The 21,322-nt window shown below is 60.0% G+C and carries 13 protein-coding genes; 7 read left to right on the forward strand and 6 right to left on the reverse strand.

Annotation, left to right across the window (positions count from 1 at the left end; translation table 11 throughout):
• Positions 1-132: 132 nt before the first annotated feature.
• From U5760_RS17510 to U5760_RS17535, 6 genes are all read left to right on the forward strand, one after another.
• Positions 133-837 (forward strand): response regulator transcription factor, encoded by a 705-nt coding sequence (locus U5760_RS17510; protein ID WP_322013505.1) that lies wholly within the window; start codon positions 133-135, stop codon positions 835-837.
• 425 nt (positions 838-1,262) lie between these two features.
• Positions 1,263-1,787: a fimbrial protein gene (locus U5760_RS17515; protein ID WP_322013506.1), complete on the forward strand. Its 525-nt coding sequence runs from the start codon at positions 1,263-1,265 to the stop codon at positions 1,785-1,787.
• A gap of 187 nt (positions 1,788-1,974) precedes the next feature.
• Complete coding sequence (locus U5760_RS17520) at positions 1,975-4,401, forward strand: fimbria/pilus outer membrane usher protein (RefSeq protein ID WP_415914129.1); 2,427 nt, start codon at positions 1,975-1,977, stop codon at positions 4,399-4,401.
• Between the two features lie 54 nt (positions 4,402-4,455).
• Entirely contained in the window at positions 4,456-5,193 is a 738-nt protein-coding gene (locus tag U5760_RS17525) for a molecular chaperone (RefSeq protein ID WP_322013508.1), read from the forward strand.
• Positions 5,190-6,209, forward strand: a complete 1,020-nt coding sequence (locus U5760_RS17530; RefSeq protein ID WP_322013509.1) for a fimbrial protein — start codon at positions 5,190-5,192, stop codon at positions 6,207-6,209. The genes U5760_RS17525 and U5760_RS17530 overlap by 4 nt, the downstream gene beginning before the upstream one ends.
• A 693-nt stretch (positions 6,210-6,902) precedes the next feature.
• Complete coding sequence (locus U5760_RS17535; protein ID WP_322013510.1) at positions 6,903-10,901, forward strand: ESPR-type extended signal peptide-containing protein; 3,999 nt, start codon at positions 6,903-6,905, stop codon at positions 10,899-10,901.
• 455 nt (positions 10,902-11,356) lie between these two features.
• Here U5760_RS17535 and U5760_RS17540 read toward each other — a convergent pair whose 3' ends face one another.
• Complete coding sequence (locus tag U5760_RS17540) at positions 11,357-11,554, reverse strand: hypothetical protein (protein ID WP_322013511.1); 198 nt, start codon at positions 11,552-11,554, stop codon at positions 11,357-11,359.
• Positions 11,555-13,250: 1,696 nt separating this feature from the next.
• On the opposite strand from U5760_RS17540, the gene U5760_RS17545 reads away from it, so the two are divergent.
• Entirely contained in the window at positions 13,251-13,754 is a 504-nt protein-coding gene (locus U5760_RS17545) for a hypothetical protein (RefSeq protein ID WP_322013512.1), read from the forward strand.
• Positions 13,755-14,210: 456 nt separating this feature from the next.
• On the opposite strand, the gene U5760_RS17550 is transcribed toward U5760_RS17545, so the two are convergent.
• The 5 genes from U5760_RS17550 to U5760_RS17570 all read right to left on the reverse strand — a co-directional run bounded on the left by U5760_RS17550 (position 14,211) and on the right by U5760_RS17570 (position 21,308).
• Positions 14,211-15,329 (reverse strand): acyltransferase, encoded by a 1,119-nt coding sequence (locus U5760_RS17550; RefSeq protein ID WP_322013513.1) that lies wholly within the window; start codon positions 15,327-15,329, stop codon positions 14,211-14,213.
• Positions 15,330-15,447: 118 nt separating this feature from the next.
• A complete protein-coding gene (locus U5760_RS17555; protein ID WP_322013514.1) occupies positions 15,448-16,014 on the reverse strand; it encodes a hypothetical protein in 567 nt (188 codons plus the stop codon).
• A gap of 229 nt (positions 16,015-16,243) precedes the next feature.
• Positions 16,244-16,603, reverse strand: coding sequence for a copper-binding protein (locus tag U5760_RS17560; RefSeq protein WP_322013515.1), 360 nt, complete (start codon positions 16,601-16,603; stop codon positions 16,244-16,246).
• Positions 16,600-19,806 (reverse strand): efflux RND transporter permease subunit, encoded by a 3,207-nt coding sequence (locus tag U5760_RS17565; protein ID WP_322013516.1) that lies wholly within the window; start codon positions 19,804-19,806, stop codon positions 16,600-16,602. Before U5760_RS17565 ends, U5760_RS17560 begins: the two co-directional genes overlap by 4 nt.
• The gene (locus U5760_RS17570) at positions 19,803-21,308 is read right to left on the reverse strand and encodes an efflux RND transporter periplasmic adaptor subunit (protein ID WP_322013517.1); all 1,506 of its coding nucleotides are present in this window, start codon (positions 21,306-21,308) and stop codon (positions 19,803-19,805) included. The genes U5760_RS17565 and U5760_RS17570 overlap by 4 nt, the downstream gene beginning before the upstream one ends.
• Positions 21,309-21,322: the final 14 nt, after the last annotated feature.

The raw sequence follows: 21,322 nt of genomic DNA on the forward strand, positions 1-21,322 counted from the left end.
ATATTTTTCTGACCAGTCCGACTGCCTGGCGATCTCAGATCTGGTCAGTACGAGACTCACGCTCAGTGGTTGCCGATACATTACAGGGACTTCTGCGTACCTTGCAAACGCGGCTTACCCTTCGAGATTGTGATGAAAATCAACCTGATAATTGCCGACGATCACCCGGCTCTGATCGCAGGACTGAAATACGAATTATCCCGCATCCACACCCTCTGCGTGCTGGATACGGCCCATAACTCGACAGAAATCGTCGATCTTTTGTCGCGCGTACCGTGCGACATTCTCATTACCGATTTCGCCATGCCTGGCGGCGAATATGGGGACGGCATATCGATGCTGTCATTTTTGCGTCGACGCCATCCAGACGTGAAAATCATCGTATTCACTTCAATCGATAATTTTGCCATTGCCGCCGAGATGCGGAAAATGGGTATCAACTCGGTACTCAACAAGTCGAAGGATATCGGCTATCTGATCACGGCCATTCATGCCGTACACGCCGGCGCAACCTTCTACGCACCGACGCTGAACGACGCGTTCGGCGAAGGTGGCCCGATGCAGGTGCTCAATAACCGTATTCCGCATCTGTCGAGCCGGGAGGCGGAGGTCGTGCGCCTGTACGTCTCGGGTATCACGATTACCGAAATAGCCGCACGGCTGAATCGCACCAAGCAAACCGTCAGTGCCCAGAAGCAAAATGCCATGCGCAAACTGGGCGTCTCACGTGACACAGAGCTATTCCGCTTCGCACACGAAATCGGGCTTTCGATTTCCGCAGAACGTTCTGATACCGCTGTTGACCGCCCGGATCATCACGATCTGCCGCAAAGGTAAATCGCCTTCGAGCGGTTTCGGGTAACCGAAGTATGCGGACTCATCCCGGCTTCGAAATGGCGATTCGGGATCTCGTCATCTACATAGTGAAGGCGTTTCTTCCTGCCCGTCTCGCGTCCGATTGCAGAATCTGACCGCCTAGGCTCGTCGACTAAAAAAGCGTCCGAAAAATACTGATATCGACGGCTCCTCAAATGCGGCAGTCAGTATTCAATTAACTCATTTTCTGATCGTTCCAAATTGCGCGTTAAGTACCTATAACAGATCATTGTTCTTGCCGCACGAAACCAATCTCGATGTTTCACGACGCTGGAGCATGACTTATTTTCAACCACGTCTACGGTCATGCAGCGGCACGCTCAGGCATGCACTGTCACGTGCATGAATGATTTCATAGTCTCATTCAACGACATACAGGAAACACAATGAAAAAAGCATTCTTCGCTGCAGCAGCGCTCGTCATTCTCTCCTCCTCTGCGTTTGCCCAGACGGCACCGGCCGGAAACCCCGGTCAAATCACCTTCACGGGTGAAATCGTCGCAGGCGCCTGCGGTATCAGCGCCAACACGCTCGATCAGACCGTTTCGCTCGGCCAGGTTCCGGCCAACACCTTCAAGCAGGTTGGCGACCGGTCGACGCCCCAGAATTTCGACATCGTTCTGACCGACTGCGACACCACGACCGCAAACAACGCGTACTTCACGTTCACGGGCACGACCGACCAGAACAACAGCCAACTGTTCGCGACCACGGGCACCGCAAGCAACGTGGGCATCCGTCTGCAGTCGGGCAGCGAATACCTCGACAACGGTAGCGAGCAGAAGGCTCCTGTGATCATCCAAAACGGCAACAACACGGTTTCGTTTGCAGCGATGTACGAAGCCACCGCAGCAACGGTCACGCCGGGTGTGGCTGACTCCGTTGCGAACTTCACGGTCCGTTATCAGTAAGCTTTGGCCCGGTTCTGAAAAAAAGGGGGGCGCGCCCCCTTTTTTAACGCCCGCGAATTGACGTCGTTTTCAGAAGGTACCGGTTGTGCCCGACAAAAAGTCGCTGACCTGCATGTCCACGCCAGCTGCCGGCAACCAGGATCTCTCTTGCACCCGTCTCAAGAAGTCCGTCTTGTGTCTGGCAACGATGCTGCTAGGCAGTCATGCCTATGCGACCACATTCAACGACCAGTTCCTGAACATTGACGACTCGAAGAACCTTGATCTGACCCAGTTCTCGCGCGCGGGTTACACCTCGCCGGGCGATTATCTTCTCGACGTGCAAGTGAATGACCAGTATTTCGGCCGTCAGTCGATCCGGTTCATCGCGGGCAGCGAGCCCGGCACGAGCCACGCCTGTCTTCCGGAAGAACTCATCAAGGGATTCGGTCTCAAGCCGGATCTCTTCAAGACATTGCCGCGCACCGACGACGGCGCGTGCGTCGATCTGGAAAAGATCGATGGCGTCACCGTCAAGTACGACAAAAGCACGGCACGCCTGAAGATCAACGTTCCACAGATCGCGTTCGAGTACGACGATCCGAACTATATTCCGCGCGAACGCTGGAGCGATGGGGTCGATGGCGCGATGCTCGACTACCACGTCATCGCCAATACGAACCGCCAGTTCAGCACGGGCTACGGCGAAAGCCAGACCAATTCCCTGCAAAGCTATGGAACGCTCGGCGCGAATGCGGGCGCGTGGCGGTTTCGCGCCGACTATCAGGCGCAGGCCAATTCCGGTAATGGCGGCTTCGGCGGTTCGAACAACAGCCTGCAGATCAACCGTCTCTATGCCTATCGCGCCTTGACGGGTATCCGCTCGACTGTCTCGGTCGGCAACAACTACCTGAGCTCGGATATCTTCGACACGTTCGGCTATACGGGCGCGTCCATCCAGAGCGACGACCGGATGCTGCCGCCTTCGATGCGCGGCTACGCACCGTTGATCACAGGCGTCGCGCACTCGAATGCGACCGTCACCGTGTCGCAGCAAGGTCGCGTGCTGTATACGACCCGCGTGTCCGCGGGTGCCTTCGCGATACAGGACGTCAGTGCGAATGTTCAGGGCTCGCTCGATGTCACGGTGCAGGAAGAAGATGGCTCGGTCGAGAAGTTCACCGTGATCGCGGCCTCGGTCCCGTTTCTGGCGCGCGAAGGCGAGCTTCGCTACAAGTTCACGATCGGGCAGCCACGCCTCTTCGGCAGCCCCGGCATTACCCCGACCTTCGGCACCGGCGAAATGGCGTATGGCTTGCCCAGGGACTTCACGATCTATGGCGGCACAATCGGTGCGGACAACTACATGGCGGTGGCGGCCGGGGTCGGTAAGGATCTCGGGGCGCTGGGTGCCGTGTCAGTCGACGTGACGACATCGAGGGCCACGATGTGGTGGAATGGCCAGCAGAAGTCCGGCCAGTCCTATCGCTTCAACTACTCGAAGCACTTCGACGCGCTCGACACCGATCTGCGCTTTTTCGGCTATCGCTTTTCCGATCGAAACTACACAACCTTCCAGCAGTTCTACGGCGACCCGACCTACTATGGTCTGAACAGCAGCAAGCAGCGCCTGTCGCTGACGCTCGCGAAGCGGATCTTCGGCGTCTCCACGTTTCTGTCGTACGACCATTCGAGCTACTGGGACAGCCAGTCCGATGATCGCTTCGGGCTCACGCTCGCGCGCTCGGTATCGATCGGGACGGTCAAAAACATCAATCTGAACTTCTCCGCGTTCCGCACGCAAGGTGCATCCGGCAACGGCGCGCAGGTTTTCCTGTCCGCAGCGATTCCGCTCGGTTTGCGCCAGACCGTTTCGACGAACGTGTCGTCGAGCACCGGCAGTGGCGTAAGCGTCACGACCGGCCTCTCTGGAAGCGATACCAATGGCCTGAGCTATGCGGTATCCGGCGGCTCGCAGGATGGCCGGCCGATTCTCAATGCCAATGTGCGCCAGATGACGTCGGCCTACGAGGTCAGCATGCAGGCCTCGACGCTCGTCAATTCGTACGCGGCCGCATCGCTCGAGCTCGATGGCTCGCTCGTGGCGACGAAGCATGGCATTGCCGCTCATTCGAATGGCAACAACGGCGACACGCGCCTGCTCGTGTCCACCGACGGCGTGCCCGGCGTGCCGCTGACCGGGAGTCAGGCCAAAACCAACGGGGCCGGCTATGCCGTGATCGGCTCGATATCGCCATTCGACACCTTCTATGCGCAGGTGAACACCAACAAGCTCGCGCTCGACACGGAGGTGACGAACCCTGTGCAACGGCTCGTGCTGACCGACGGCGCCATCGGCTACGTGCATTTCGATACCGCACGCGGACGCAATGCACTCGTCGACCTGAGCGGCACGGACGGCAAGGCCATGCCGTTCGGCGCCTCGGTGGTCGACCGCAAGACCGGCAGGGAGATCGGCATCGTCGGCGAGCACGGCGTGACCTATCTCTCGCAGATCCAGCCGGACAGCGAACTCGTGGTGCAACTGAGCGACACCGAGCAATGCCGGCTTGGCGCGCTGCCGGCCAACCTGCCGGCGGACGGGCAAGCCACACCCGTTACGTGTACCCCATAAGCAACCGGTGCAGGCCGCGCGCCCAAGCCCTTTCCGATACGAGAGATCTTCCTCATGAGCATTCGATTCCTTCAGTCCTTTCTGCTTCGTTTATGCGCGCCAGCCCTGCTGGCCGCACCATGGTTGTCACATGCGGCCATCGTGCCGGACCGCACCCGCGTCATTTACGACGAAGGCGCGCAGTCGGCCAGCGTCATGGTCACCAACAAGAGCGAGAAATATCCCTATCTCATCCAGTCGTGGATAGAAGACGAGAGCGGCAAGAAGATCACCGCACCGCTCATGGTGTTGCCTCCGCTGCAGCGAATCGAGGCGAACGACCGCAATATTCTGCGTGTCGTCATGCTGCCGGGCAACACGCTGCCGACTGACCGCGAATCGGTGTTCTACCTGAACATCCGTGAGATTCCGCCGAAGACCGAGGCAATCAACGCCCTGCAGATCGCGCTGCACGAGAAGCTGAAACTCTTTTACCGCCCGAAGGCCGTGCAACCGAAGCGCGACGAAGATCCGACGCTGCCGATGACGCTCCAGATCGACCCCGACACGCACAAGTTGACGTTCGACAACCCGACACCGCTGCATGTGACCGTCGTGGATCTGCATAGTGGCGAGAAGAAGACCCCGGTTCAGTTCGACGCGGTCATGGTGTCCCCGATGAGCCAGTCAAGCGTGCCGTTCAAGGACGCGGCCCCGACGACGCTTTACGTGACGCACATGAACGACTACGGCGGCCAGATCGAGGTCAAGTACGCCTGCAACGCAGGCACGTGCAGGAGCGTGCAGCAATGACGCGCGCGAGTGGATGGTCAGCAGGACAGCTCGCGGGTTTCCGGGCGCTCTTCAAGATCCTGTGCGTGACGGCGCTCACTTTATCGGCGCATTCCGCCTGGGCGCTGCAATGCCTCTCGACGACCGGCGGCGTCACCTACACTGAGCCGATTGGATCGGTGCAGACCTATCCGGTGAATGCACCCGACGGAACCGTGATCTGGATTTCGCCCACCCGCACCACGACGGCTATTTGCGCAAAGGATCAGGGCGGGGGCCAAAACCTGAGTACTGTAGACAATATCTACCTCTATCCTGACCCGCTGAACACGAGCCTGCCGGGGCTTCAGATCGGTATCCGCTACCAGGGGCAGGATTACTACGGCGGAAGTCGCTTACCGACGGGTTTTTCCGTGCCATCCTGCAATCAAGCCACCTTCAACGCGGGGAAATGCCAGACCACGACGGTCAGCCTCACCTATCAGGTGGTGATACGGAAACAGGGGACCTGGACTGGCGCTCTGCCGAACACCTATGCGGCCTTCCAGTTAGACGGGGAACTCGGTCTCAACGCCATAGCGAACCACAATTTTCAGTATTGGCTGAGCGGTCTCAGTAACCTCGCCCCGACCACTTGTACGGTTGACGTTACAGTCACGCCCGAACCCGGTATCGTTGATTTCGGACAGGTTCAGGCAACGGCGACGGGATTCTCACCGGCCAGGCCCACGAAGCCATTTGCGCTGTCTCTGGCGAAGACGGCGTGTGATACGGGGGTCAACATACAAGGCTACTTCCAGACCGCCAATCAGGTGCAGAACAACCTGATATTGCCCGCATCAGACAGTAACTTCGGCATCGGTATTCAGGATGGCAGCGGCAACCCGATTGCGATCGGCGAGCCCTTCGAACTGGTGAACTTCGGTGCCACCCAGACTCAGGTTTCGATTCCCTTTACCGCGACGCTCAATTCCCTGGGCGCCCCGAAAATCGGACCCTTTACCGTAACCGCAACCGTGCTGGTTCTTTACGACTAAGCGCGCCCTGCTCCGCCGATCGGAGCGCCGTAACCGACGCCAGGCCCGGGATCCAGATTCCTTTTTGATCTCGGGAATGCCCGGCTCGAGGTCGTTGGTGCCCCATTCGACGGGGGTCATGCGATTCGGCAGAACGAAGCGCCTATCGGTTGCCGACTGGATTTGACTGACGAATCTCCCGCCTGTCTTTTCCAGTGCTACACGGCATGCCCCTTTGCGCATGCACCGTGCCTCTGGACGAACGATCAAGCCCGGCAGCAAACCGGGCGCCGGTCGATTACCTGCTGCAAACAGCGCTCGCTTCCTTCGGCCCCGAAATCTCAGCCGTTTCCCAGTCGCAGCGCCCATGCCGGCCTGACCGAAGGAATAGAAGAAGCCTTGGTTTCCTGGCGCTCCTGGTTTGACCCCATTCGCGTTTCAGACCAGTCTGATTCGATTTCGTTGCGATCTATAACTGGTCGCCTTTTCTCAATCCCTCAAAAAAATAGAATGTAATCAAGGCGAACGGATGCAGATTCGCTCTCCGTTGAAGGTTGGCAAGTCTGATTTCCTCAACGCTGGCACGCCGCGTAACGCACGCCTCCGAACCCGTCATCCCGGTGCGGAGCAAGTGATGAACAAGCACGTCGATGCCCATGTTTTCAACTTGCTTCGTTTTACTGATTAATTTTTTCACTTTTCGAGATTTAGACCATGAACAAGTCGCATCGCAGCATCTGGAATGAAACTTTGGGTACCTGGGTGGCAGCACCCGAATTCGCATCGGCGCGTGGCAAGGGCAGCAAGGCGAAGGTCGTGGCGGGCGTGGTGGCCGCACTGATTGCCGGCGGTTTTGGTATGGCCAGAACCGCGCAAGCGGCACCGGCGTCTTACCAGGCCGGTACCGGCGCGACTACCGGAACGGTGTTGGCGTATCCGGGCACGACTAATCCCTGGAACAATCCTCTGGTCACGACCACGACCGGAATCTACGAGGTCGCTATTGGCAATAATGCCAACACCATCCAAGGTGGCACGGCGCTCGGCGATACGGCGTCGACCAGTGGCTTCTTTGGCGTGGCGCTCGGCGCCTATACGGTCGCGGCCGGTCATGGTACGGCGGTCGGCTCCGGCGCCATGGCCAACGGGTATGCTGGATCCGCGTTCGGTTATAACGCGCTGGCCAGCGGCGGCAATTCGACGGCGCTGGGACAATTCACCACGGCTGCGGGCGCAAGCTCCGTCGCGCTTGGCGACACCTCCATCGCATCCGGCAACCAGAGCATCGCGATTGGCCAGAAAGCGAACGCGGCGGCCGACAATTCGGTTGCTCTCGGTGCGAACTCGACCACCACGGCCAATCTGAACGCAGCAGCGTACAACCCCGGTGCAACCGGCCTTTCCGGCACCGCGCCGGCAGGCGAAGTCTCGGTGGGCTCGGCGGGCAACGAACGTCGTCTGACGAACGTGGCCGCCGGTTCGGCCGCAACGGATGCGGTCAACGTGAGCCAGCTCCAGTCGGAAGCGGTGAAGTCGAACACCCTCGGTGCAGGCACAGCAGCGGCACTGGGCGGCGGGGCGACCTACGATCCGACAACCGGCACTGTCACCGCGCCGAACTACAGCGTGGGCGGCACGACGTTCAATAGCGTCGGTGCTGCGTTGGGCAATATCGATGGCCGCACGACCGCGAACACGAACAACATCGCGCAGAACGCGAGCGACATCGCGCAAAACACGACGAACATCGCACAGAACACGGGCGACATCACGACCCTGCAAGGCCAGATGGCCGACGCGGTGATGTATGACTCGCCGGCGCACGACAGCGTGACGCTCGGCGGCACGGGTGCGAGCTCGTCGGTAGCACTGCACAATGTGGCGGCAGGCGACGTATCGTCGTCCAGCACGGATGCGGTCAACGGCAGCCAGCTGTACGCAACGGCTTCGAGCGCGGCTTCGGCGCTCGGCGGCGGCTCGACGGTCAATGCAGACGGCACGATCAGCGCGCCGAGCTACAACGTGGGCGGCACGACGGTCAACAATGTGGGTGACGCCATCGCCAACATCGACGGCCGTACGACCACGAACACGAACGACATCGCCCAGAACACGACGAACATCGCACAAAACACGAGCGACATCACGAACCTGCAAGGCCAGATGGCCGACGCGGTGGCGTATGACTCGCCGACGCACGACAGCGTGACGCTCGGCGGTTCGGGCGCCAGCGCGCCGGTGGCACTGCACAACGTGGCGGTAGGCGAGGTTTCGTCGTCCAGCACGGATGCGGTCAACGGCAGCCAGCTGTACGCAACGGCTTCGAGCACGGCATCGGCTCTGGGCGGTGGCTCGACGGTCAATGCCGACGGCTCGATCAGCGCGCCGAGCTACAACGTGGGCGGCACCACGGTCAATAACGTGGGTGACGCACTCACCAACCTCGACGGCCGTACGACGCAAAACACGACCGACATCGCGAACGTGCAGAACCAGATCAGCAGCGGCTCGATCGGTCTCGTGCAGCAGGATCCGACTACCCGCGACATCACCGTGGGCAAGGACACCGACGGAACGCTGGTGAACATGGCCGGCACGGCGGGCGACCGCACGGTGACGGGCGTGGCAGCGGGTGCAGTGAACGCCTCGAGCGTTGACGCGGTCAACGGTAGCCAGCTGTACTCAACGGCTTCGAGCGCAGCTTCGGCTCTGGGTGGTGGCTCGACCGTCAATGCAGACGGCTCGATCAGCGCACCGAGCTACAGCGTGGGCGGCACCACGGTCAGCAACGTGGGTGATGCCATCACCAACATCGACGGCCGTACGACCACGAACACGACGAACATCGCCCAGAACACGACGAACATCGCGCAGAACACGAGCGACATCACGAACCTGCAAGGTCAGATGGCTGACGCAGTGGCGTATGACTCGCCGGCGCACGACAGCGTGACGCTCGGCGGTTCGAATGCCAGCGCACCGGTGGCACTGCACAACGTGGCCGCAGGCGATGTGTCGTCGGCCAGCACGGATGCGGTCAACGGCAGCCAGCTGTACGCAACGGCTTCGAGCGCGGCATCGGCTCTGGGCGGTGGCTCGACGGTCAATGCCGACGGCTCGATCAGCGCGCCGAGCTACAGCGTAGGCGGCACCACGGTCAGCAACGTAGGTGACGCAATCACCAACATCGACGGCCGTACGACGCAAAACACGACCGAAATCGCGAACGTGCAAAACCAGATCAGCAACGGCTCGATCGGTCTCGTGCAGCAGGATCCGGCCACCCGCGACATCACGGTGGGCAAAGACACCGACGGCACGCTGGTGAACATGGCCGGCACGGCGGGCGAGCGCACGGTGACGGGCGTGGCAGCGGGTGCAGTGAACGCCTCGAGCGTTGACGCGGTCAACGGCGGCCAGCTGTACGCAACGGCTTCGAGCGCGGCGTCGGCTCTGGGTGGTGGCGCAACGGTCAATGCCGACGGCACGATCAGCGCGCCGAGCTACAGCGTGGGCGGCACCACGGTCCACAACGTGGGCGATGCAATCACCAACATCGACAACCGCACGACGCAGAACACGACCGACATCACGAACATGCAGAACCAGCTCAGCGATGGCTCGATCGGTCTTGTACAGCAGGATCCGACCACGGGCAACCTTACCGTGGGCAAGGACACCGACGGCACCGTGGTCGACATGACGGGCACGGAAGGCGCCCGCACGGTGACGGGCGTGGCAGCAGGCTCGGTGAGTGCAGCAAGCGTTGATGCGATCAACGGTAGCCAGCTGTATGGCACGGCTTCGAGCACGGCGTCGGCTCTCGGCGGCGGCTCGACGGTCAATGCCGACGGCACGATCGGCGCGCCGAGCTACAACATCGGCGGTACGCTGTTCAACAACGTAGGCGGCGCATTGACGAACCTCGATGGCCGGGTGACACAGAACACGGCCGACATCTCGACGATCATGAGCCAGATGACGGACCTGAGCTCCGAGGTATCGAACGGCCAGTCGAACAGCCCGTACTTCAATGCTACGGATACGTCGTCGGCGAACGCCAGCCCCGGCAACAGTGGTAGCACCAACGCTGCGGTGGTCAATGCTGCGGTGCCAGGGCCGGGCGTAGGCAGCACGGCAGCAGGCTCAGGCGCCGTGGCTTCGAGCGACTACGCGACGGCGGTCGGTGCCAGCGCATCAGCGACCGGCACGGGCTCGACTGCGGTGGGTGCTGGCGCGCAGGCTGTCAACACGAACTCGGTGGCACTGGGTCAAGGTTCGGTGACGGATCGCGACAACTCGGTGTCGGTGGGTTCGGCCACGCAGCAACGGCAGATCACGAACGTGGCGGCCGGTACGGCGGATACGGATGCGGTCAATGTTGGTCAGATGAACAGCTCGGTCGCGCAAGGCGTAAGCGATGCCAAGAGCTACAGCGACCAGTTGTTCAACCAGACGAACCAGGCCATCAACGACGTTGCCAGGAACGCCTATGCCGGTATCGCAGCAGCGATGGCCATGCCGAACATGACGCCGTCGGGCCCCGGTCGCACGATCGTCGCGGCAGGTGGCGCGACCTACAAGGGTGGCAGTGCTGCGGCAGTGGGCGCAACCTACCGCTCGCGCAACGGCAATTGGCTCGTGAATGGCGCTGTCTCGGTCACATCGACTGGCGACGCAGGCGTTCGTGCCCAGGTTGGCTACGAGTTCTGATCGGGAAGTACGAACGGCGCACGAGGCTGTACACGGGCACCGTTCGGAAACACTGCACGGCCTTGCCATTCACGGCGGGCCGTGCCGCTTTTTTGGCCGACGCGGTCAGCAGCAATATAGAACGGTTGAATACGTTGTCGAGTGTCTACTGTGCGGTGATCTAGCTCTTGGACCGTGATTGACGTCTATCGGATTTGCATAAGTCTCACCAGATTATTCCCCTTGCTCCGCGCTTTACGGACCTTAATGTCGTGTAGCGATCAAAGGAAATCGTAAGTGTCAAAAACCGAGCGACATGAAACAGCGCAGGCACTCTTTTCATTCCTCAGTCTTCCTAAAAATTAACAGCGGCGATTCATCATCACGATGAATGCCCTGCTTCTCTCCTCCCCGAAAAGACGCCGGGAAATCATCGCAGAACTCATGAAAGAAGCGTCAGCGGGCGCCGCAGCAAACTAGGAGCGACTCCCGTTGCACGCTTCGCCCACATTCGAATCCCCATCAGATTTCGACGCGGATCCTGATACGCCGTCCACCACCATCAAGCGCAAATGTTCGCCACTGCGGTCGCGAACGAGATCCTGAACCGACAGTTGCTGCGTCCCCTCCACCTGCCCTGCAAGCGTGCTGGCATTCGACAGCGAAGTGTTCATCACCCGCCTCAGCCTTTGCGGACCGCTCTGCATCCGCCGTATCGTCGAAGAACCCGCCTCACTTCCCCCTTTTCCAGCGCCCCAAACTTCATCATGGCGCGATGCCGCCCGCTGCACGCCTCAACGATTGGTCGGCATTCAAGGCTCAACGCGCGAAGCTATTGCCTGTTGAGGTTGCGTTTGACCAATTCAAGGCCTGCTCCGTGCACTGTGTTGGTTACGGTGCCTTCGGCTCAGGAATTTCGCAAGTGTCTTCCTCGCCGCGGCCCAGTAGAGGGTGCGGATAATATGCGTCACATTCGTGCTCGTATTGCTGCCAGTCGCATTGCGCAATGATCGAGTCGGCGGGACTACACAACTCGCGCAACAGAACGCGGACGACTACTGCGGCGCCACCACCAGCCAACAAAACGAGAAAACTTGTAAAGCAAACGAATAAAATATACATAGTTGACAACTTGAGGTTGCGTTTGACCAATTCAAGGCCTGCTCCGTGCACTGTGTTGGTTACGGTGCCTTCGGCTCAGGAATTTCGCAAGTGTCTTCCTCGCCGCGGCCCAGTAGAGGGTGCGGATAATATGCGTCACATTCGTGCTCGTATTGCTGCCAGTCGCATTGCGCAATGATCGAGTCGGCGGGACTACACAACTCGCGCAACAGAACGCGGACGACTACTGCGGCGCCACCACCAGCCAACAAAACGAGAAAACTTGTAAAGCAAACGAATAAAATATACATAGTTGACAACAATAGACATCCAACCTTACTAAGTAGTGTCGATTGGAGCGATGGCAGCGGAACTGGGGATTGTCGACCAACGCCACCAAATCTGGAGGATATGTGGCCTGTCTGATCGCGCAATATATTACCAACATAATATCGACATATGCCATTTATTTTAATAATTTATATCTCGACAATAAATAATTAAAACATACGCAATGCTAATTAAATATATCAGCACGTGATCGCTGGAATTTGACACTGAATTTTCTATAGGGGAGCGGTCACCAGCGAGAAAAATCCTGCTCTGAGTAGAGCGGGCGAAAACGTTTCCTGCTATTAGATGAAGAGGGCCGGTATCTTTCTGGCTAAGAGAAAGAGGCGTAAGTGTAGTTGAAGACAATGCATTCATCGATAAGATAGGTCCGAAAGACATCGCGCATATCCCATGATCGATGCGAAAAATAGACTACTCTGCGCCATTTCGACAGGCGGTAGCTATTCGGTGGCGAAGAGCTGGGGCAAGCCGAACGTCCAGGCAGCGAGATAGCCGTCCAAGAGTGTGGCGACCTCACGCGCAATACAATTCGCCGGTCTACCAAACTGAGGAAGTGTTGCCTGGAAAACTGATCCGTTCACGGTGCTAGCCCGGCGGCGCGTTACACGGCCAATGAATGCCGTTTGAGTTCTGCACTCAAAATGCATAACGCAATCTCACGTTACCGCTTTCGATGAACGATAACTAACATTTTTCCGGATTCAAACGGATCGCCGCCAGCATTCGATCCCGTGATATGTGTCGGTCCTGCGGCGCGTCATATTACGATCCCTACATGCACTACTAGCGCTTTCCCCCGAGCAGCGCCTATAGTTAATCTTGCTCAAGACTTATTCGTAATGTGCCGTTAGTTAAGAGATTTTCTGAACCGGTAGGCCGCCAGGCGGCTTAAGGATTTCTCAAACGGAGGTCGCGATGAGTGCTATGAAAGCAGATTATCGACGTGCAAGATCGTCGTTGAATCTAGTTGCTGTGCTCGTGGCAGCATGCGTTTTCGCACCCAGTGTGTCGTCGGCGCCGGCGGGCGGCACGATCCATTTCACCGGAATAATCGTCGCACCACCGTTTACGGTCGTTTCGGAAATCGAAGCGGCGCCCCCCGCTGTTCTGGCAGCGCCGCTCAATAGGCCAGACGGCGCTGCAGGCGCGGTAACGGTAACTTACGTAGCCGAGCACAATTCAGCGCCGATAGCTGATGTCTCGGTGCATGCTATCGGTGAGGCGAACTCGGGAGACCGTTCAGAGGCTTCGATATCGGTCGCCGCACGCTTCATGGATGGCACAGGGCACCAGCTCAGCCCCGACAGTACGGGTGTTTTCCACTTGAAACGCATGGGCGGTGTCCTGTCGCTAGTCGCGAGAAACAGTGGTACGTCGAACTCGCCCGCGAGCGCTATTGTGGAGACCGACTATCATTAGGAAACTGGACGCGCAGCCTCGCCGCGCGCTCGGCTACCCGATCGTAAGCGCATGCATGGTGACAGCGCGCAAGAAGCCGGTAGCCTGTGCGTCACCAGGCCCCCCTTTCCGGGACGCATCGCCGCCCGTAGGCAACAGTTGATCGGGCAGTTCGAGTTTCAAAGGATTATCTGCATCGAGCGCGCTCTTCGCGATCACATATTTGCAGCCTTCGCCACTGCCAGGATTCCGGTAGAACGCGACAATAGTGGCATACATCGAGTCGGCATGGCTAATAAATCGGTAACGAGTTCTGGGCAGCGCTGGAACCGCTGATTCCGGTATTCATGCCATCACTCAAGGTGGCCGACGCCGCGCGGTCGATGACCGCACAGCATTGAACGGCATCCTGTATGTCTGTCCTGCAAACGGGCATTCCATGGGAAGACCTACCGCAGGAACTCGCCAAGGAGAAACTCATTCCCCATTGATCGCCTCCTTGCGAACGGCCCGACCACCTTTCAGATCGAGAACGCGCATAAACGACCTCTTCAGCACAGGCGCATACCTTTCCTCTATACCCACCTGAACGCCCCAGGCCAATCCAAGTGTGAGGAAAACGGTGCCCCAGAACAACACGTGCTGGTTCATCGCCGGATACGCCATATTGAAGATCATGAAGCCCACGTTCTGGTGAACCAGATAGAGCGGATAGGTCAGCGATCCTAACCAGAACCAGTCACGGCGCCCCCACCAACCCGTGCAACGCAGCGAGACGAGCAGCAAGATACCGAAGAATGCCGTGATCGAAAGAGCAACGATCGACCGGCTTACTTCCACGCCATAGTGGTCGTTCATGGTGGGCAACGGGGCGATACTCGTTAAAACGGCAAGGCCCCAGGCCGCAACCAGTAGTGCCGCACGATTCAGGGAGAGCCCGTACTGCCGTACAAGGCAGAAAGCAGCGCCCGCGATGAAGAAGCTCGAATAGCCCGCCACCAGAAAGTCGTAGAGCTTGATGAAGGTAACGAGGAGAAAACTGTTCAGGGTAATGAGGACTGCGATGTTAGTGAAAATTGTCGCTACCAGCCATATCCATAGAAGCATCTGGGCGCGGTGCATCTTTCCAGCCAGTAAAGCGATTGCAACGAGCGCGTAGAACCGCAGTTCAACCTGCAATGACCAATACGCCCCATCGATCGGTTTAAAGCCATAGACTTCGCCGCCGAGAGTAATCATATTGACGATGTACTGCATCCCCGATGCGGAGAAACGCCCCCTACCGAACAGGAGGGTCATCAAGAACGTAATGGTGCAGCAGGCCCAAAATGCCGGATACAGGCGTACACATCGTGAAACGACGAAACCCTTGATGCCTGCGTTCGTAGCGGCCGCAAGAATCACGAATCCGCTGATCATGAAGAATAAATCGACGCCGAGATACCCATACCTGGCGACAGGCGCCAGCAGCGCGTAGTTCATCGATGACAGGCCATCCGCCGCATAGCCCCGAAATGCGTAGTGAAACAGAACAACGGCCATTGCGGCGAGAAAGCGAAGGAGATCGATTTCGTTAACGCGCCCGGATGGTTTCACCGGCAATGTCCTTGGAATAGACGAGGATAATCGTCGAATTGTTGACGATACACACGGCGTTGTCGAATGTCCGTTGTGCCTCGCGCCAATTTATGCAACGCGCATGGACATGCAACTTCTAATGAAACACGATCGCGCCGTTGTCCGCGCACATCTCAAAGGCTTTCATCCAGTCGCCATAAGACTCGAAGAAGCCAGCATCCGGTACTTGTGCTGCCTGACTACGGTACTGAACGAAATCCTGGTAGACCTTCCGGCACACTTCCGGGCCGATAACACCTTCTGCGTCGGAGAAGTCGATCAACTCCCAAAACGGGCCGTGGTCCATTTTCCACACTGTCTCGTCGTATCTCATTTCGACCACATTGTTCCGGGTGGACAGGCTCGGCTGATATCCCGCCAGCTTTGCCAGTTCATCTCGCCATATGTTGTAGCCGAGGTAGGAGCCAGCCCTGAAATCGAAAGACGATTTGAACTGGTATACCTTGCCGCTCTCAAGCCCCTGAAAACGCTCAGGGAAATCCACTGGAGACAGAATGACCTGATTCTTTCCCTGCGGCCTGCCGTCGGATGACAAAACAGGCGATTCGACATTCGTCAATCCACTGTATGCCGTGACGTCCAGTCCGGCGTGCGCCATTGAGGCAAACAGAAACAGAATCGGGAGGAGAAGAATTCGCTTCATGATTTAGTCGATATACCCAAAGTCTGACACCTGCCCTCCCAGACGATATCGGCACCGTGGGCAAACTTCTGAAGAGCGCTCGGGCCGCAATCGTATCTGCGTTTATCAGGAGCAGATAGCGGCAGGCGCTTTTGCAAAAGCGGCACGTCAAACGCAGACGCCCGCGCCCTTATCGCGCTGCGGAATCTGCCCTCCGACGAACAGATTCCGCACGCACAAACTTACCTCATCACGACGATGCCTTGACCATTCTCGTGATCGTCAGGGTGCCACCAACGTTCTCGACACGCACGCGAACCTTTTCCCCCTGATGCACCTGCTGGGCCATCGCAGCATCCTTTGCCTTGTACGCCATCGTCATGGCGGCCATGTGGATATTGGCGAGTTCCCCGTGCTTGAGCGTCACCATACCGGTAGACGAATCGACCTTGACGACTTCTGCATCGGTGAGCGCCGAATCGGACGTCTTGTTCGATGACGACGGTGTCATCGCCATGTTCATCCCCGACATATCGTCGCCCGCGAAAGCAGACGACACGAACACGCCCGACGCACAAACGATAGTTGCGGCAACAAGAAACTTCTTCACAGGTTTTCTCCGGTTGGGATTGACGGCACGTTCGTGCCGGAAGGAACTGCATAAGGGAGCGACGTGAGCCCGAGCTTTCGCGCGCGCCGCCGCTGCAACAGGAACCAGGCGGCAGGAATGACAAACATCGACAGAAGCGGTGCGGTCACCATGCCCCCGACCATGGGTGCCGCGATGCGCTGCATGACCTCGGACCCGGAACCGTGCCCGAGCATCACCGGGATCAGGCCAGCCAGCACGACCGCAACGGTCATGGCCTTGGGTCGCACGCGCAGGACCGCGCCCTCGCGAATCGCCTCGATGAGCGTTGCCTCGGTCAACGGCGCCCCCTCGGCAATCCGGCGCTCAAGCGCACTTTTGAGGTACAGCAGCATGACGACACCGAACTCGGCCGCCACGCCCGCAAGCGCAATGAACCCGACCGAGGTTGCGACCGAGACTGCGTGACCCAGCAGCCAGATCAACCAGAACCCGCCCACGAGCGCGAACGGCACGGTCGACATCAGCAGCAACGCATCCGCGACCGAGTTGAAAGTCAGGAACAGGAGGACGAAGATCACCACGAGCGTCACCGGAATCACCGTGCGCAGCTTCGCAGAAGCGCGTTCGAGATATTCGAATTGTCCCGACCATGCAATCGAGTAGCCGGGCGGCAATGCGACCTTCTGTGCGACCGCCCGCTGCATCGCCTTGACGGCGGACTCCAGGTCGACATTGCGGATATCGACGTACACGTAACCCGACAGCCGCGCATTCTCGCTGCGGATCATCGGCGGCCCATCGTCAATCCGGATGCTCGCAACATCCCCGAGCGTGATTTGCGCCCCACGATCGGTCACGATCGGCAACTGCCTGATGTTGTCGACCGAGTCGCGGATCTCGCGCGGATAGCGGATATTGATCGGAAACCGCTCCCGGCCGGCGATGACCTCGCCGACGTCGTCGCCGCCCACCGCCGATGAGACGACTGACTGAATATCGGCTACGGAAAGCCCATAACGCGCAGCGGCCAGCCGGTCGATATCGACGTCGATGTAGTGCCCGCCGTTCAGCCGCTCGGCCAGCGCTGAGGTCACGCCGGGCACGTCCTTCACTGCGGCCTCGACCTGCGTCGCGATCCGGTCGATGCCGTCGAGATCCGGTCCGGAGATCTTCACGCCTACCGGCGTCTTGATGCCCGTCGAGAGCATGTCGAGCCGGTTGCGGATAGGCGGCACCCAGACGTTCGAGAGACCGGGAATCTTCACGCGCGCATCGAGTTCGTCGACCAGCTTCTCCGGCGTCATGCCCGCACGCCACTGGCTGCGCGGCTTGAACTGGATCGTGGTCTCGAACATCTCGAGCGGCGCGGGATCGGTCGCGCTGTCCGCACGCCCCGATTTGCCGAACACGGTGGCGACTTCAGGCACCGTCTTGATCAGGCGGTCGGTCTGCTGCAGCAGTTCGGCCGCCTTTTCCGCCGAAATGCCCGGCAGCGCGGTCGGCATGTACAGCAGGTCGCCTTCGTCGATCGCCGGCATGAACTCTTCGCCGAGCCGCGAGACGGGTACCGCTGTGAGCGCGAGCGCGACGGCCGCCAGGCCGATGACGAACCACGGGCGCCGCAGCGTCGCCTCGAGCAGCGGCCGGTATGCGCGCACGAGCACCCGGTTGATCGGGTTCGACGCTTCATGCGGAATGCGCCCGCGAATCAGGTAGCCCATGAGCACCGGCACCAGTGTCACCGAGAGGCCCGCTGCCGCTGCGATCGTGTAGGTCTTCGTGAACGCCAGCGGCGAAAACAGTTTGCCCTCCTGACCTTCCAGCGAGAACACCGGGATGAACGACAACGTGATGATCAGCAGCGAGAAGAACAGCGCCGGACCGACCTCGGCTGCAGACCGTGCGATCAGCTCCCAGCGTTGCGCAGTCGTAATCGATGTGCCGGGATGCGTATGCTCGAACGCTTCGAGATGTTTATGCGCGTTCTCGATCATGACGATGGCCGCGTCGATCATCGCGCCGATTGCGATCGCGATGCCGCCGAGCGACATGAGGTTCGCGTTGACGCCCTGATAACGCATCACGATAAATGCGGCAAGCACGCCGAGCGGCAACGACAGGATCGCGACAAACGCACTGCGCAAATGGAACAGAAATATCGCGCAGACAATGCCAACGACAATGAACTCTTCGATCAGCTTGTCCTTCAGGTTGCCCACCGCGCGCTCGATCAGCTGCGAGCGGTCGTAGGTCGTGACGATTTCCACGCCGGGCGGCAGCGACCGCTTGAGATCGGCGAGTTTCGCCTTGACCGCGTCGATGGTCGTCAACGCGTTCTTGCCGGAGCGCATCACGATGACACCGCCGGCCACTTCGCCCTCTCCGTTCAGCTCGGCAATACCGCGGCGCATCTGCGGGCCGATCTGGATGCGCGCCACGTCGCCGAGCAGTACCGGCGTGCCGGCCGCGTTCGTGCGCAGCACGATGCGGCGGAAGTCATCGAGCGAATGAAGATAGCCGGACGAGCGCACCATGTACTCGGACTCGGCCAGTTCGACAACGGAGCCACCCGACTCCTGATTCGCCTTCCTGATCGCGTCCGCCACGGCATCCGGCGTGATGCCAAAGGCGCGCAGACGGTCGGGATCGAGCACGACCTGGTACTGTCGCACCATGCCGCCGATGCTCGCGACCTCGGAGACGTTGGGCACCGCCTTCAACTCGAACTTCAGGAACCAGTCGTTCAGCGCCCGCAACTGCCCGAGATCGTGCTGCCCGGTCCTGTCGACGAGCGCGTATTCATAGACCCAGCCCACGCCGGTCGCGTCGGGTCCGAGCGACACGGTGGCCCCCGGCGGCAGGCGGCTCTGTACCTGATTGAGGTATTCGAGCACCCGCGAGCGCGCCCAGTACGGGTCCGTCTTGTCGTCGAACAGCACATAGACGAACGCATCCCCAAACGACGAGTACGCACGAATGGTCGTGGCGCCCGGCACGCCGAGCAGCGTCGTGGTGAGTGGATACGTCACCTGGTCCTCGACCACCTGCGGTGCCTTGCCCGGGTATGAGGCCTTGACGATCACCTGGGTATCCGAAAGATCGGGTAACGCGTCGAGCGGCGTCTGTGTGACGGAGTACCCGCCCCAGGCCGCGAGCAGCACGGTCGCGAGCAGCACGAGAAGCCGGTTGTGAATCGACCAGCGAATGAGGCGCGCGATCATTTCCGGCCTCCCAGCAGGTCGACCTTCGTGAGCTGGTAGCCGCCATCGGTCTGCCGGAACGCGAAGCGCACGGTGTCGCCCGGCCGGATTGCCGCAAACGCGTCGGGAGACGGCTTGCCGAAGGCCATCGTCATGGCACCCCAGCCGAGCGCCGGCACCGGCTGGTGCGAGAACGTGATGTCGCCGGCCGTGACTTTCTCGACCTTGCCAGTCGTCTCATAGGTCGGTGCAGCGCCCGTCGCACTGGAAGCGGGCATGGTGCCGTTGCTGCCGTCGCTTGCTTCGAGACGCGGCAGCACCGATTTCAGGCTGGCCTCCGAGTCGATCAGGAACTGGCCGGATGCGACAACCTGCTGGCCTTGCGCAAGCCCGGCTGTGACAACCGTATCGTTGCCCGTCTCGCGGCCGATGCTGATTTCCACCGGCTGCAACCGCCCGTCGCCGTTGCGCACGATGACGAGCGAACGCTTGCCGGTCGTGATCACGGCCTCCGAAGGGACGATCAGTTGCTGCGACGGCGTGGCGGAACTGACCCGCACGCGCATCAGCATGCCCGGCGTCAGTCTGCCGTCCGCGTTGTCGATTTCGAGGCGGGCCTGAAGGGTCCGGCTGTCCGTGCTGATACCGGGCAGAATCTCGCGGATGCGCCCGCCGAAGTGCCGCGACCCATCGCCCGCAAAGGTCGCGTCGACGCGCATGCCCGGCCGCACCTGCCATGCCTGCGACTCGGGAATCTCGACGATCAGCCAGAGCTTCGCGAGGCCGGTGATCTTCGCGATCGTCTGCCCCGGCGTGACCATCGCGCCTTCGCGCACGTCCAGTTCGCTGATCACGCCGGCTTCGGCTGCGCTCAGCGTCAGGTGGGTCTGGACCTGACCCGTGCGATCAAGCGCGGCGACCAGCGTATCCGGAATCGACAACGCTCTCATGCGTGCACGCGCTGCTTCAATGAGCCCGTCGTCCATGCGGCTGCGCCGCAGTGCGAGATATTCCTCCTGCGGCGCAAGCCAGTCCGGGACATACAGCGATGCGATCGGTGCGCCTTTCGCGATGTGCTGCATCGGTGCGCTCGCAACCAGGCGGTCGATATACCCCGTCACGCGCGACTGCACGACGTCCGCCGTCGATTCGTCGAACTGGGTCGTGCCGATCGCATCGAAGCCGTCGGGCGCACTCACCTGGCGCACCGTTGCATAACGAATGCCAAGATTCTGCTGCAGCGTGGGATCGACCTTGATGCCGTCCGAGGCGCCCTCGTCGGCATAGACGGGTTCGAGTTGCATGTCCATGAAGGGCGATTTGCCGGGTTTGTCGAAATGCTGGTTCGGCACCATCGGGTCATGCCAGTACAACACCTTGCGAGCCGCCTGTGGTTCGACGCGGTCACTGGCCGCGGAGGTTGCGGACGATGTGCGATGCGCGCCGGCCACATAGCCGGCGCCGATCAGTGCGGCCGCGGCCAGCATGGCCGCCACCGCGAGTACGACGGGTTTCGGGTTCATGTCTGTTCTCACGG

The sequence above is a fragment of the Paraburkholderia sp. J12 genome, from assembly GCF_905220215.1.
Classification (GTDB): Bacteria; Pseudomonadota; Gammaproteobacteria; order Burkholderiales; family Burkholderiaceae; genus Paraburkholderia.

Bases quoted from the DNA above. Each gene is read 5' to 3' on its own strand.
- U5760_RS17535 (WP_322013510.1), top strand. From the start codon at position 6,903: ATGAACAAGTCGCATCGCAGCATCTGGAATGAAACTTTGGGTACCTGG.
- U5760_RS17570 (WP_322013517.1), bottom strand. From the start codon at position 21,308: ATGAACCCGAAACCCGTCGTACTCGCGGTGGCGGCCATGCTGGCCGCG.
- U5760_RS17530 (WP_322013509.1), top strand. From the start codon at position 5,190: ATGACGCGCGCGAGTGGATGGTCAGCAGGACAGCTCGCGGGTTTCCGG.
- U5760_RS17545 (WP_322013512.1), top strand. From the start codon at position 13,251: ATGAGTGCTATGAAAGCAGATTATCGACGTGCAAGATCGTCGTTGAAT.
- U5760_RS17565 (WP_322013516.1), bottom strand. From the start codon at position 19,806: ATGATCGCGCGCCTCATTCGCTGGTCGATTCACAACCGGCTTCTCGTG.
- U5760_RS17515 (WP_322013506.1), top strand. From the start codon at position 1,263: ATGAAAAAAGCATTCTTCGCTGCAGCAGCGCTCGTCATTCTCTCCTCC.
- U5760_RS17510 (WP_322013505.1), top strand. From the start codon at position 133: ATGAAAATCAACCTGATAATTGCCGACGATCACCCGGCTCTGATCGCA.
- U5760_RS17540 (WP_322013511.1), bottom strand. From the start codon at position 11,554: ATGAACACTTCGCTGTCGAATGCCAGCACGCTTGCAGGGCAGGTGGAG.
- U5760_RS17520 (WP_415914129.1), top strand. From the start codon at position 1,975: ATGCTGCTAGGCAGTCATGCCTATGCGACCACATTCAACGACCAGTTC.
- U5760_RS17525 (WP_322013508.1), top strand. From the start codon at position 4,456: ATGAGCATTCGATTCCTTCAGTCCTTTCTGCTTCGTTTATGCGCGCCA.
- U5760_RS17555 (WP_322013514.1), bottom strand. From the start codon at position 16,014: ATGAAGCGAATTCTTCTCCTCCCGATTCTGTTTCTGTTTGCCTCAATG.